This is a genomic window from Cohnella mopanensis (assembly GCF_022352055.1).
Taxonomy (GTDB): domain Bacteria; phylum Bacillota; class Bacilli; order Paenibacillales; family Paenibacillaceae; genus Cohnella; species Cohnella mopanensis.
Window position 1 is genome coordinate 225,446 of record NZ_JAKRWM010000008.1, and the last position, 14,262, is coordinate 239,707.

Consider the following 14,262-nt stretch of genomic DNA (forward strand, 5'->3'; position numbering starts at 1 on the left):
GTATTTAGTTCATCACTTCGACTATCATAGCTGATTTCACGTTCGGTTGTCTATAGCTCAACCATCGCTTTGATGACTTTCGATTCCGGCTTCAGCCAAGTATCGAATTGTCCGATCATATCTTCGAACGATGAACGGTGCGTGATATAGCTGTCCACGTCGATGCCTCCGCTCTTCATGGCGGCGTAGACGTTAGCGAAATCCTCTTTGGTAGCGTTGCGGCTTCCCATAAGCGTTAGCTCGCGTTTATGGAATTCCGGATCATGAAACGCGATATCCGCTTTCACTAATCCGACGTACACGAGCCGGCCGCCATGAGCGACCCAGCCGAAAGCATCCGTCATCGAGCGAGCATTCCCGGTCGCGTCGAATACGACCGTCGGGAAATCCCCTCCCGTAAGCTCCGCCAGCTTCTCTTGCGGATTATGCAAGGCATTGACGGTATCGTCGACGTTGGCCCACGAACGGGAGAAGGCAAGCCTCTCATCGTTAATATCCATCGCGATAACTCGGGCTCCCGCGTATTTAGCGAAAGCCATTACGCCTAATCCAATAGGGCCTCCACCGATGACTAGAGCCGTCTCGCCTTTAAGCAGGCCGGATCTTCTGACCGCATGGGCTCCGATGCTAAGCGGCTCCAAAACGGCCGTTTGGTCTAGCGTCAAGCCGTTCGTTTGAATCAAATGAGTAACCGGAACGGAAATTCTCTCCCGCATTCCCCCATCGATATGAACGCCAAGCACCTTCATCGAAGTACAGCAGTTGGTTTTGCCATTCCGGCATGCTACGCACTGTCCGCAGTGCATATAAGGGATCACGCTAACTTGATCTCCTACCGCAAGCCCCGCTTCGTTGTCGCCGATCCGTTCAATAATGCCTGCCAATTCGTGCCCCAGCACGCGCGGATAGGTGAAGAACGGCTGATTGCCCTTGAAGGCATGCAGATCCGTTCCGCAGATGCCTACGCGACGAATACGTACAATCGCTTCTCCCTCTACGATAGTAGGTTCGGGAAGCTCTACCAAGTTAAACCGATCGATCTCTTCGCACACGATTCCTCGCATCGATAACCACCCCTTCGAATTTAGATTCCTTTGTTGTATTCCGTCCTGCCGCTTGCCCAAGTTTGATTATGGACAGGCTCAAGAATAGCCAAAACGTCCTTAAGCAGCTCTTCGTCGATCGGCTCGTCCGTCCATGTCGCGTTCTTGCGAATATTATCAGGATTCGCCGTACTCACTAGCGTCGTTGGAATCCGAGCGTTGGCAGTTGAATACTGTACCGCCAGCTTGGCGATATCGAAGCCGCGGCTAGCGCATAATTGTGCAGCCTGTAAACAAGTCGCTTTCAATTCCGGGCTAGCCAAATGCCAGTCCGGCGTTCCTCTCGTGCTAAGCAGCCCCATCGACAAGGGAGAAGCATTCACGAGTCCGATCCCTTTCTGCTCCAGTAAAGGCAGCAAACCGAGCAAGGCGGTATCGTTCAAGGAATAATGGCAATAGGATATTATCGCGTCCACTTCGATCCGAGGAAGAAGCGACTCGAACAAGGAGATCGGTAGTCCGCAAATGCCGTAGTGACGAATTTTCCCTTCCGCCTTCAACCGTTGCAGCGCCGGAATCGCTTCTTCCACAATGATGTCGGAGGAAACAAACTCGATGTCGTGTAAGTAAAGGATATCGACGTAGTCGGTATTCAGGCGAGCAAAGCTTTCTTCCAAGCTGGAAGTAATCCGCTTTGCACTGAAATCGAATTGGTTTACCCCGTAACGTCCCGCTTTCGTCGATAATAGAAATCGATCGCGAGCAAGCTCCTTAATCGCTTTGCCTAATACCGTCTCGGCCTTCGTTAGCCCATAATAGGGAGACACATCGATGTAATTGATCCCCGAATCCAACGCCTCATGCACGGTACGGATCGCTTCCGATTCATTCGTCTCGCGAAATACCGATCCTAGCGAGGAAGCTCCAAAGCTAAGTACGGACACATCCAGTCCTGTCTGGCCAAGCGAACGATATTTCATTACAGGATCACTCCATCTTTGAATATTGCGATTTCTCGGAATCCGTTCGCCTCGTTGTTCGTTTGCACGTCGCCCGAAGCGATATCGAGCAACCGATTCCATAGCTCATCCGTTAATTGATCCATTCCTTTGCCGTTCAGAAGTTGTCCGGCATCGTAGTCGATCCAATTTTTCTTGCGTCCTGCAAGCTCGCTGTTCGTCGAGATTTTGACGGTCGGTACCGGACCGCCGAACGGCGTTCCTCTGCCCGTCGTGAATAGAACGATATGCGCGCCTCCGGCAGACAGCGCCGTAACGGAGACGAGGTCGTTACCGGGCGCTTCGAGCAAGTTAAGCCCTTCCTTATGAACTCTTTCGCCATATGGGATAACGTCGGTGACGATCGAATGTCCGCCCTTCTGCGTGCAGCCTAGCGACTTCTCTTCAAGCGTACTGATCCCGCCCGCCTTGTTACCCGGGGATGGATTCTCGTATATTTCTTGATCGTGCCGAATGAAATATTGTTTGAAATCGTTCACGAGCGAGACGATCCGCCCGAACACTTCTTCGTCTTTCGCCCGGTTCATTAGTATCGTCTCCGCTCCGAACATCTCGGGCACTTCGGTCAAGATCGCCGTTCCGCCCGTAGCGATCAGCCTGTCCGATACCGTCCCGACAAGCGGGTTGGCCGTAATGCCCGACAGCCCGTCGGAGCCTCCGCACTTCAAGCCTAGCTTCAGCTTAGATGCGGGTACGGTCTCGCGCTCGAACCGTTCGGCGTAATCGACAAGCTCCTCGATGAGAGCGAGACCTTCCTCGAGTTCATCCTCCACGTCTTGGGATCTCATGAACTTGATCCGATTCGGATCAAAATCGCCGATAGCTTGCTTGAAAGAATCAATCTGGTTGTTCTCGCAGCCAAGGCCAACGACCAAGACGCCCGCCGCATTCGGATGGTTGGCAAGCGAAGCAAGCAGCTTCTGCGTATGTTTCAGATCGTCTCCGAGCTGTGAACACCCGAACGGATGGGAGAAATGATATATGCCGTCCACTCTGCCCCGATGCTGCGAATTAGCCCGGTTCGCGATCACTTCGCACGTTTTGTTAATACAGCCTACCGTGTTGATGATCCATATTTCATTCCGAATCCCGACTTGTCCGTTAGGACGCACATAACCTTGAAACGTCTGTCTAAGCGGATGCTGTGCCTTCGCGACAGGCGGGGTCGGCTCGTAGTTATATTCTAAGAAACCTTTAAGTCCGGTTCTAAGATTGTGCGTGTGAATCCATACGCCGGGCAATAAATTTTCCTTCGCTTTACCGATGGAATAACCGAACTTGAGCACGTCCTGCCCTTCTGCGACCGGTTTGGTCAAGATCTTATGCCCTTTAGGGACATCGCCCGACAAGGTAATAGTCAATCCGTCCTCAAGAGTAATCGCCTCTCCCGTAGAAAACTCTCTAAGGGCGATCACCACTTGATCGTTAGCCGATAATCTTATCCAATCGCTCATTGCCGCTCCTCCTTCGCTTGCCAATCTATCATTAGTTCCGTTACTTTACCCGCGACTCCGCTCCATCTCGTTAGATCTTCGCCCCAGAGGGATTTCTCCGACAAGATCCGAGTCACCGTATCGATCAGTGGCTCGCTGGCGAGCTCCGCGTCCACCCATATTTCGGCAATCGTCTCCAGTGCTTTCGCGTCGTCGCGAACGAGATAAGTTTGTCCGTTCAACATACGGCCCTCGTACTGTTCGCCGTTGCGTATTACTTTATAATAGCGCACTAACCCCGCAAGACCCTGGAGCATTCCCGCTGGCACTTGCTCTCCATGCTCCGCGTAATACGCAAGCGATGGAAGGAGACGCGTCTTGAACTTGCTAATGCTATTCATCGCGATGTCCGAGAGCCTATGGCGAATATAGGGGTTCAAATATCGTTCGAACACGGCTTCCGCGTAATCTTTCATTTCCCGCTCCGGATACGGCAACGATGGGATGATCTCCTCTTCGACCGTCGTCCGGACGAAAGCACCAAGCGACTCATGCTCCATTAGCTCTCGTACGTGTTCAATCCCATGGAGGATGCCGATCGGGGTCATTAACGTGTGCGCCCCGTTCAGTATACGCACCTTTCGTTGCTGGTAGGGCTTCAGGTCATCGACCCAATGTACGTTAAGACCCGCACGATTGAAGGGAAGCTCCGAATCCAGCTCGGACTCGCCTTCTATCGCCCATAGATGATAGGGCTCGGCCGTGCACAGCAGGTCGTCTTGATATCCCCATTCCGAGAACCATTGTTCCGCTTGCTCTCTGTCCGGATATCCGGTTACGATTCGATCGACGAGCGAATTAAGGAACCGATTATGGTTGCGCACCCACTCCAAGAAAGATGCCGGCAGCTCCCAATCCGTTGCATATTTTATGACTGCTTCCTTAAGCGCGTCCCCGTTCCTCTCCAATAACTCGCAAGGAAGCAGAATAAGCCCGCGGTCTGCCGCCCCTTCGAACTTTAAGTACCTTCGATAGAGCAGATAAGCGACTTTACCAGGGAACGATACGATAGGCGTGCCTTCCGTTAACGCTTCAGGCCGATACACGAGCCCTGCTTCGGTCGTATTGGATACGATAAACCGCAATTCCGGACTTTCCGCTATTTCAACTAATCTAGCCCATTCGCTGTACGGATCGAAAGCATCGGCAAATACCGAAATGACTTCTTTGCGTTCGACGCTTGCTCCGTTCTCCAGTCCGCGAATGACAAGCGTATATAAGCCGTCTTGCCCGGCTAACGTGTCGATCTTAGGTTTCCCGGATGGCCGCGGCTGCGTCACCGCTACGCTTCCTTGGAATAAGCCTTGCTTGCGGGATTCGTAAACCATCCAATCGAAGAAACCGCGCAGGAAATTACCTTCGCCGATCTGCAGTACAGTTATCGGGCTTGCGCATGTCTCATCCAGCAGTCGTGCTTCTATAGGTTGAAGCGCCGATCGATCTAAAGTTTTCATCGTTTATAGAACTCCTTCGCGTTTAATCCGAACAAAGCGGCTCGTTCACGTTCGCCCCAGCCATTCGGCAGCGCTTGTTCAAGCACGTCGACGACCTGGTCGTAAGTGGCGGACAACAAACAAACCGGCCAGTCACTGCCGAACATCACGCGGTTCGATCCGAACAATTCAAGCACATGTTGAATATACGGCGTAAAATGTTCCGGCTCCCATTGCCGATGATCGGCTTCGGTTACCATTCCGGACAGCTTGCAATACATTCCAGGATGCCCGGCAATTCTCTTCATCTGGCTGAGCCATGGCTCCATCTCGCCGGCGGCGATTCGCGGCTTGCCGATATGATCGATGACGCCTCTCAAACCCGGCACTTGATCGAGCAGCTCGGCGAGCGGTTCGAGCTGATGGGCCACGACAAGCAGATCAATAGGAAAGTCTTCCTCCGCGTAGGAGCGAAGCGCTTTCACGAAATGCGGCTCAAGAATCGCCGAAGCATCCGGCATCTCTTGGATCATGATGCGGAAACCGACGAATTTCGGATGTTTACGGAATCGTTCGAAATGGGTGCGATGGTCCGGGTCGTTCAAATCGAGCCAACCGACGACGCCGACGATCGAATCGGACTCATCCGCAAGCTTAAGAATATAATCCGTTTCCTCTATTGTAGGCGCGGCTTGCACGAGAATCGTTCCATCCAGCCGATGGTCTGCCAAATGGGGAACGAGGTGCTCCGGCAAATAATCGCGATAAAGCGTTGGCAGCTCGGGCGTAATCCAGCCATAATCCTTACGGGACATGGTCCAATAATGCTGATGGGCATCCAGTCTCATAACCGAGCATTCTCCTTTGCGTTCAGCTTATGCTTCTATTTTATCAGCTATTTTCAACATAAATAGAGTTTATATTTGCACGATTGTACTCTATTTTGATATTTTAGAGGTAGCTAATGAAGGATGGAGGAATGCCGAATGAACCCGGTTCGCAAATCGTTCTCTAACGATCCGTTATTTCCGTTTGATCTGGTATTTAAAGATACGAAAAGCCCGGAACGAGAGCTGCCGGACCATCTTCACGATCGATATGAATGGATCTATGTATATGCAGGCAAAGGCAGGATGTTTGTCGACCAGAAATTCTACGACATGGCTAAAGGCGATCTCTTCCTCATTCCCGGCAACTCGATCCATCGGGCATTCCCGGACCCGCATGAACCGGTTACGTCCACGGCCGTATTTTTCGCGCCGAGTATGATCTCTTCCGAAAATCTCGATGATTCTTATAACAACTTACGTTGCTTTGAGTTGGCCAGAAAAAGAAAACAGTACAAGCTCGAAACGACAGAGTTGCTCCAAAATTATACCGAAAACGTATTGGAGGATATCCGCTCGGAACTTGAATTAAAGATACCTGGATATCGGCATGCGATCTCTCTCCAACTTCAGCAATGGCTGCTTCGCATGAACCGCTATGCGTTTCCGACGGATTCGGAAGAAAGCGAAGATTCAAGAATCGGACCTCAGTGGATGAAGGAAATTCTCAATTATATCGCGACCCATCCGAATGAGGACTTAGGGCTGTCGGCGTTAGCGCAGCAAGCCTCGGTGACGGCCGCCCATTTCTCGCGCGTGTTTAAGCAATTAACCGGAATGAACGTCACCGACTACGTGAACGCCAAACGAATCGTGCAAGCCAAAGAGCTTCTCCACGAAACCGACGAAAGCATCGGTTCAATTGCCGAACAATGCGGGTTCGAGAGCCTCCCTCACTTTCATCGCATTTTTAAGAGAATTACCGGTCAAACTCCAGGAGCTTATAAAAGAAGAAAAGGCTGAGCCTCAGCTCAGCCATTGGATGCTCGTCAGAATTAATCCGATCAGGAAGCCGCATAACGCACCGTTGACGCGAATCCATTGAAGGTCCCCGCCGACCTTCTCTTCCAGCATCCTTACCAGTTCCTTATCATTCATCTGATCGATGTTGTCTTTCAACAATAGACCTACGCGGTAATGATTCGCCTCGACGAAATCGACGACGAAGGAAAGGATTTTGCGCTCCGCATTATCCGCGAGCTCCTTCTCCGCTTGTAGTTTGCGGATTGCATACCGTACAACGGTAACGACTTTCCGGCCTCCGCTAGCCATCTCCTTCTCTAATGCGGTCAACAGGGAAGCTCGAATATCCTCCATACGCTCCTGCAGGAACTTCCCGCTATCGGGATGAGAGGCTTTCTCTATAAGCCATTGCTTCCCGCGGCCCAGCAGCTCCTCATCGCCCGCGACGTGATGCAATTGATGACGAATTTCTTCAAGCAGCTTCTCACGGCTGGCGTTACCCGATCGGCTTAAATCTTGAATACTCGACAGCAGAAGCTGCTGGATCATCGTCCCTAGCTTATCCTCGTTCATGAATCCGGCGAAAGCTTGTACCGCAAAACCCATCAGGCCGCCGACTTTGGCTTCCTGCAGCTTCTGTTGAGCGATCGATCCGAGTAAATATCCGGTTTCGGGCTTGCTTACCCAAATCCTCCCCTGATTCAGCGCATAATCAAGCGCACGTTCATCCCAGCGGCCTTCCACGGCCGAATGCAGCAATTTCTCCGCAAGGGGCTTAGCATCCATATGACGGATCATGGAGACGATTCCCGACTGAATGTGAGGAACGATCGAATCCAGCGAAAGCTTAGTCAATAACGTTCGAACAAAATTTAACGCGCCTACCCGATTGCTCCGCTTGCTTACCAACCTTGTCACGGCGGAACCGGCGACCTTCAGCAGTTGGAACTGCTTGAGCTTGCGCGTAATGCTTTCTTTGTTGAGCAACTCGTTCTCTAATGCGGAGATTAATGACTTGGAGATCTTATCCCTGTTCTTCAAGAGCAAGGATGTATGCGGAATCGGAATGCCTAGCGGATGGCGGAACAATGCCGTGACCGCGAACCAGTCCGCGAACCCGCCCACTAGTCCCGCTTCGAACCCGCCCTTCAGCAGCTGTACGATCGGGTGATCGGGCAGAAATAATGTCGTGACGAATCCGACGCCCATAACGACTAAGGAAAGAGCGGCTATATATCTTGTTCTCATGATTGTTAACCTCGTTAAGTAATAGGTGGCAGAAAAACCGCGCATAAGCTGCAGCGGTTTCTCTGATTTGACTCCAAGATATCAGATCTTATTCCTCTTTCGGAGCGTGCGAGCGTTTAACGAAGAACGTTAAAACCAACCCGACGATCGCGAAAAACATTCCGATGTAGAAGGCGTTATGAATACCCGCATTTAACGCGAGCGCCTGCTCGATTGGCGCTGAAGGATCGGTGGACTTAGTCAAGTAGTCCTTCATCCCCGCCGACATCATGCTGATGAAGAAGGCGACGCCGATCGCACCGGATACTTGCTGCAGCGTGTTCAGAATCGCTGTCCCGTGAGGGTAGTATTTTTTAGGCAACTCGTTCAGACTGTTCGTCTGCGCGGGCATCATAATCATGGAAATGGCGACCATCATAATGCAATGGTACAGGATAAGTGTTCCTTTGCTCGTCTCCAGATCGATCTGCGTGAACAACCACATGACGGCGACAAGAATCGCAGCTCCCGGAATGACGAGTACTCGCGGTCCGAATTTATCGAACAGCTTGCCCGTAATTGGGGATAGGAATCCGTTTAGAATGCCCCCCGGAAGTAAAACGAGACCGGAAGCAAATGCCGTGAACAGTAGGCCCTTTTGCAGGAAAATGGGCAATAACATTAAGGTGGAGAACAACGCCATCATAACGATGATGAGCAATATCGTAGTTAACGAGAACATTGGAAACTTAAACGCACGAAGATCAAGAATCGGCATTTTAGACACCAGCTGTCGCCATACGAACAGCAACAAAGCTATTCCGCCGGCGATGAGTGTGAGATATACTTCAGGGCTAGACCAGCCGGTGTTCTCACCGCCAGCGCTACTGAATCCATACACGATGCCGCCGAATCCGATCGTAGATAAAATGATCGAAAGAATGTCTACTTTAGGTTTCGTTACTTGGGATACATTTTTCAAATAAATGGCTGCGATAATAACGGAAATAACGCCGAACGGGAATACGAGATAAAACAACCAACGCCAGTCTAACGATTCCAGAATGAGCCCGGACAATGTCGGCCCGATGGCCGGTGCAAACATAATAACAAGTCCGATACTCCCCATTGCCGCTCCGCGCTTTTCTGGCGGATACAGAACGAGGATCGTATTCATCATGACCGGAAGCATTAATCCGGTACCGAACGCTTGAATAATACGACCGATCAGCAGCACCGAAAATTCAGGAGCGAGCGCGCATACTAGCGTCCCGGCGGAAAATAAGATCATAGCGCCTAAGAACATCTGCCTGGTCGTAAACCATTGCACCAGTAACGCAGAAATTGGGATCAGTATCCCTACGACAAGCATATAGCTCGTCGATAACCATTGGATCGTCGTGTACGATACGTTAAGATCGATCGTCAGGTCGACATAAGCAATGTTCAATAAAGTTTCGTTGAGGATGGAGAAAAAGGCGCCGATGACAAGCGTTATCAAGATCGGCAAGCGCTTAATATTCCCCAGATCCATAGGCTGCGGACTCGCAGCTGCATTAGCGGGATTCACTTATGTACCTCCAAAATTCAATATGTGTAGATATTCACTATAGCATCCGAAATTATTTTCTTCAAATGCTCGTTAGCTTACTCTATTTTACAGAACCGATTGCGGTTAAGATATCGGTCTAGCGACGTATCCCCATTTCCTTCTGTATGTTTATTGACAACCATTTCCGTAGTCCTTATAATAACATCATTATTAACGAGGAGGCTGATGTAATATGTCTAACTTAATGAACATGCAGATTGTATCGATGGGTTCACAAGTGCATATTGTACGGTCTCTACGGATTGTAGTGCAGTAACGTTAGTCGGGATTGGATAAGCGAGCATCGCTATCCGCTCGCTCTTCGTCATTTGCCGCCAGAGACCGTTGTGTCTCTGAGCGGTTTTTTTGTGCGCGTTTTTCTCGAACGCGCAATTAAAGCCGCAGGGATTCCCTGCGGTTGTTTGTTTATCTCACCATTCGAAAATAAGGGGTTATCCACTTTGAGTAATGAACGTCCGAATGAAATTATGCACGCCTATGGTTGGAATCCGAATTGGGATCAAGCCCTCTCTCAACAAAAATCAAATATCCAGCAATTGTCGCCGGCTCGCGTAGTCGCGCAATTTTCCCACTCCTATAACGTCATGACGGAATCCGGCGAGCATAGCGCCAACGTGTCGGGCAAGTTCGAATTCAACGCGACCAGCCGCGGGGATTTCCCGGCAGTCGGCGACTGGGTCATGGTCGAACGACTTCCTAACGAGAACCGTTCCGTCATCCATGCCGTGCTGCCGCGGCGAACCGCGATGATCCGCAAAGCGGCCGGCAATGTGATCGAAGATCAGATCATCGGCGCGAACCTTGACTATCTGTTCATCGTGAACGCGCTTAATCAAGATTTCAACGTTCGTAAAATCGAAAGATATCTCATCGCGGCTTGGGAAAGCGGGGCTCAGCCCGTCGTCTTGCTCACGAAAGCGGATTTGTGCGAGCAGCCGGCGAGATTCGTCATGGAAGTCGAGACCGTCGCTCCGGGCGTACCCGTGCATTTCATTAGCGCTCTGCTAGGTCAAGGCAAAGACGATCTGAACGCCTACTTGAAGCCCGGAGTCACCATTGGCATCACCGGATCTTCGGGCGTTGGCAAGTCTACGCTGCTGAACTGGCTTGCGGATAAGGAACTCCAGCATGTTCAAGGAATTCGGGAAAACGACGCAAGAGGCAGACATACGACGACTCACCGGGAGCTCTTCCTGCTAGGCAACGGGGCGCTCGTGATGGATACGCCGGGCATGCGCGAGCTTCAGCTATGGGATGCGAATGACGGGTGGCAGCACGCTTTTGCCGATATCGAGGAGCTGGCTACGCAATGCCGATATCGCGATTGCAAGCATGATCACGATCAAGGCTGCGCGGTCATCGACGCGGTAAACGCCGGAAATCTGGAGCCGAAACGACTGGCAAATTATAAGAAAACAGCTCGTGAGCTTGCGCACCTTGCCCGCAAAGATCAATTGGGCACTGCCAAGGCAAGCAAAAAAACGGCTCGCTCAAAATCGAACAAGTCGCAGACTAGACCGAACCGGCAAGCGTTTATGTCGGAGGAGTGATGAATTAGGTCCATGTGGCGGGGGGGCGGGGGGTGACTTGGCTAGTGGCTGGATGGAATAGTACCGCCTCGCGGCACTATTTCATCGCAAATTGCATTTTGTAGCTCATTAGTACCGCCTCGCGGCACTATTCCATCCCAAATTGCATTTTGTAGCTCATTAGTACCGCCTCGCGTCACTATTCCATCCCAAATTGCACTTTACAACTCATTAGTACCGCCTCGCGGCACTATTTCATCTCAAATTGCACTTTGCAGCTAATTAGTACCGCCTCGCGGCACTATTTCATCCCAGATGGCGCTTTTCAGCTCATTAGTACCGCCTCACGGCACTAATCTAATCCATTCCTCCGGTCAATATGAAGAGCATTAGTACCGCGAGGCGGTACTAATGCTCTTTGTGCGAATAAGATCTATTGAACTTGAAGAAAATTATCCCGCGATATATCTCTCTTTAATAATGTTCAAGTGGTGAATCTCATGTCCGGCGATGATGTAAGCCAGCGATCTTGCGGATAATACACAATTGTTGGCGGACCCGCTTCTTGTCCACGCTTCTTCCGACAATCCGCGAAGCAAAGTGAGCGTTGCTCTGCGCACGGAGATGTAATCTTCGATTAAATCGGCTAAGGACGAGGAATCAAAGTCGACCCCTTGCATGAACTCATCCTGATCATATCCGGCAAGCGGCGTCTGATCTCCCCTTGCGATCCGCAGCAGCCGATAGCTCATAATGCGTTCGTTATCGTTGATATGGCCGATGACTTCCTTAATGCTCCATTTCCCCGGCGCGTAACGATAATTGCCCTGAGTCTCGGGGATATCGGATAAGTACGCGGACATATGCTCAAGCAAACCCGCCAGAATATCCTGAATGTCGCCATCCGGAACCAAACTCACGTATTGATGATAATAAGCACCATACTCATTTTGCGCTGGACGATTATTCATTTGTACACTCTCCCTGATCTATAATATAAGCACTTAGCAATACTGCCGTATTCACGATAGCCTCAATATGCGTTCGTTCCATGCCATGCGATGCATGTACGCCCGGCCCGACAAGAGCGGCTCGGATGTTGCTTCCTCCACGTAAGGCAGCTGAAGCATCAGAGCCGTAATGAGGATAGATATCGATAGCATAAGCAATCTTTTCTCTCTTTGCTAGCTCTATTAACTTCGAGGTCATCTCGTAATCGTACGGACCGGAAGAGTCCTTGGCGCATATCGACACGTCCATCTCCGTCGTCGTGAGATCATCTCCGATGGCCCCCATGTCTACCGCGATCAATTCGGTAATCTCAGGTGGAATATAAGAGCTACCATGGCCTACTTCTTCATAAGTGGATAGAATCACCTTAACCGTATGAACCGGGCTTTTGCCCTCTCGCTTCATCCATTCCATTAATCCGAACAATGCGGCAACGCTAGCCTTATCGTCCAGATGCCGCGACTTAATCCAACCGTTAGGAACAATTCGCGTTCGTGGATCCCAAGAGACGAAATCGCCGGGGCTTATCCCAAGCTTCTCTGCGTCTTCCTTCGTATGTACGAGCTCATCGATACGGATTTCCATGTTCGCTTCCTCGCGCTTTAATTCTCGCATATCGGAGTGAACATGAACAGATGGTTTCGTCGACAATACGGTACCTTCGTAAGTTTTGCCTTCGCGCGTATGTACGAGGCAGTATTCCCCTTCAACCGTATGCATCGCATAACTGCCAACGGGTGTAAACCGTAACATCCCGTTAGGTTTAACCGAACGAACCATCGCCCCTAAAGTGTCGACATGCGCGGTAAGAGCGATAACCTTCTCCGCACCGTCTCCCGCTACGCCTGTCGTTCCCGGAATCGTGATAATCGCGTTTCCTTTGGGCGTCATCTCAAGCTCATAACCGAGCTTAGACGTCTCCTCCCTAATCAGCTTCATGATCTCCATACAGAATCCGCTAGGACTCGGAGTAGCTAACAAGGCTTTAAGCAATTCGACGATATAGTCGCGATTGAACCTAGAGTTCACGTTTGCAGACATTTCAACAAATCTCCTTTACTCAGAAATGCGAAATTACAAATCCTCTATTGATCATAACGTTTCGAGTAAAATCCTGCAAAAAAAGTCGCGTTTCCGCGACTCGTTCATAGGCTTATCTCTTTTAGGCGTTGAACCTTTGGCGATAGCCGCATTTTCTGCACAATTCCTCGACCACTTCTCTTCTCGAAAATCCATCGTACAACTTAGTCGCCCTCTCGCCTTCGATAATTTCGGAGAAAGGAGTGTTGTTGATGTTGCCAAGGTTAATGACGCCTTCCCCGTCCAAGCAACAAGGAATCACCGTTCCATCTACGAGCACGCCGGCTTGATTGCGAAGCGCATGGCAGAAGCCCTTGCTCTCGTCTTCCTCTTCCTTCAAGTCCGGCCACTTAAACTCTTCTTCATGATTCAAGTAAATCCGGTCCGCAATCTTGATGCCCTTGCCACGGACAAAGTGCTCCTCGATCTTATAGTCGAGATCAAATGCTTTCTCGATTTGTTCGAGAATTTCCCGGTTTCGATCGTTCTGCAAGTTAGTCTCATTGTCCGGAGTCAAATTCCATAAGCGCAATGAAATGAGAACATTCGAAGTTGCGACCGCTTCTTTGGCAAATTCCAACACGCTCGAGACATATCCTTCTTTATCTACGGAGCCTTCATGTCCGTCGAAGCTATGCAGAGAGAAATTGATTTGCCGAAGCGCGGGTTTCCCCAATATTTTGGACTTGGCTTTATGCAATAGAGTGCCGTTGGAAGTCAGATTCACTTTGAACCCTTTGGCATGGCTGATGTCCAGCAGTTCATCGATCTTAGGATGAAGCAGCGGTTCGCCTTTCACGTGAAAATAAATATATTCGGCATGCCCCTGGATCTGATCCAACGTATTCGTAAAGGCATCGACTTTAATGAAATTCGCTTGGCGCTTAGTCGGTGGACAGAAGCTGCAAGCTAAGTTACAGATGCTAGTGATCTCGATGTAAAATTTTTTGAATTTCTTCAATTTA

At 50.4% G+C, this 14,262-nt stretch carries 12 protein-coding genes; 2 read left to right on the forward strand and 10 right to left on the reverse strand.

Going from position 1 to position 14,262, the window contains the following annotated elements:
• Positions 1 to 50: 50 nt before the first annotated feature.
• From L3D05_RS14000 to L3D05_RS14020, 5 genes are read right to left on the reverse strand one after another with little or no spacing between them, the layout of a single operon-like run.
• Positions 51 to 1,064 carry a zinc-binding alcohol dehydrogenase family protein gene (locus L3D05_RS14000; RefSeq protein ID WP_239616739.1) on the reverse strand — a complete coding sequence of 338 codons (1,014 nt, stop codon included), beginning with the start codon at positions 1,062 to 1,064 and terminating at the stop codon, positions 51 to 53.
• Positions 1,065 to 1,084: 20 nt separating this feature from the next.
• A complete protein-coding gene (locus L3D05_RS14005; RefSeq protein WP_239616740.1) occupies positions 1,085 to 2,023 on the reverse strand; it encodes an aldo/keto reductase in 939 nt (312 codons plus the stop codon).
• The gene (locus L3D05_RS14010) at positions 2,023 to 3,516 is read right to left on the reverse strand and encodes a UxaA family hydrolase (protein WP_239616742.1); all 1,494 of its coding nucleotides are present in this window, start codon (positions 3,514 to 3,516) and stop codon (positions 2,023 to 2,025) included. The genes L3D05_RS14005 and L3D05_RS14010 overlap by 1 nt, the downstream gene beginning before the upstream one ends.
• The gene (locus L3D05_RS14015; RefSeq protein WP_239616744.1) at positions 3,513 to 5,009 is read right to left on the reverse strand and encodes a tagaturonate reductase; all 1,497 of its coding nucleotides are present in this window, start codon (positions 5,007 to 5,009) and stop codon (positions 3,513 to 3,515) included. Before L3D05_RS14015 ends, L3D05_RS14010 begins: the two co-directional genes overlap by 4 nt.
• Positions 5,006 to 5,836 carry an amidohydrolase family protein gene (locus L3D05_RS14020; protein WP_239616745.1) on the reverse strand — a complete coding sequence of 277 codons (831 nt, stop codon included), beginning with the start codon at positions 5,834 to 5,836 and terminating at the stop codon, positions 5,006 to 5,008. Before L3D05_RS14020 ends, L3D05_RS14015 begins: the two co-directional genes overlap by 4 nt.
• Before the next feature lie 138 nt (positions 5,837 to 5,974).
• Between L3D05_RS14020 and L3D05_RS14025 the strand changes: the two genes are divergently transcribed.
• Positions 5,975 to 6,838: an AraC family transcriptional regulator gene (locus L3D05_RS14025; RefSeq protein ID WP_239616747.1), complete on the forward strand. Its 864-nt coding sequence runs from the start codon at positions 5,975 to 5,977 to the stop codon at positions 6,836 to 6,838.
• Positions 6,839 to 6,841: 3 nt separating this feature from the next.
• Here the strand turns inward: L3D05_RS14025 and L3D05_RS14030 are convergent, their stop codons facing one another.
• Positions 6,842 to 8,086, reverse strand: a complete 1,245-nt coding sequence (locus tag L3D05_RS14030) for a DUF445 domain-containing protein (protein ID WP_239616748.1) — start codon at positions 8,084 to 8,086, stop codon at positions 6,842 to 6,844.
• 88 nt (positions 8,087 to 8,174) lie between these two features.
• Positions 8,175 to 9,599, reverse strand: a complete 1,425-nt coding sequence (locus tag L3D05_RS14035) for an MDR family MFS transporter (RefSeq protein ID WP_239616894.1) — start codon at positions 9,597 to 9,599, stop codon at positions 8,175 to 8,177.
• Between the two features lie 518 nt (positions 9,600 to 10,117).
• On the opposite strand from L3D05_RS14035, the gene rsgA reads away from it, so the two are divergent.
• Complete coding sequence (gene rsgA, locus L3D05_RS14040) at positions 10,118 to 11,227, forward strand: ribosome small subunit-dependent GTPase A (RefSeq protein ID WP_239616750.1); 1,110 nt, start codon at positions 10,118 to 10,120, stop codon at positions 11,225 to 11,227.
• Positions 11,228 to 11,658: 431 nt separating this feature from the next.
• Here the strand turns inward: rsgA and L3D05_RS14045 are convergent, their stop codons facing one another.
• The 3 genes from L3D05_RS14045 to L3D05_RS14055 form a co-directional block, all read right to left on the reverse strand.
• Entirely contained in the window at positions 11,659 to 12,177 is a 519-nt protein-coding gene (locus tag L3D05_RS14045; protein ID WP_239616752.1) for a DinB family protein, read from the reverse strand.
• Positions 12,170 to 13,258, reverse strand: a complete 1,089-nt coding sequence (locus L3D05_RS14050; protein ID WP_239616753.1) for a M42 family metallopeptidase — start codon at positions 13,256 to 13,258, stop codon at positions 12,170 to 12,172. The genes L3D05_RS14045 and L3D05_RS14050 overlap by 8 nt, the downstream gene beginning before the upstream one ends.
• A gap of 121 nt (positions 13,259 to 13,379) precedes the next feature.
• On the reverse strand, positions 13,380 to 14,258 hold the full coding sequence (locus L3D05_RS14055) for a radical SAM/SPASM domain-containing protein (RefSeq protein ID WP_239616755.1): 879 nt from the start codon (positions 14,256 to 14,258) through the stop codon (positions 13,380 to 13,382).
• Positions 14,259 to 14,262 lie beyond the last annotated feature (4 nt).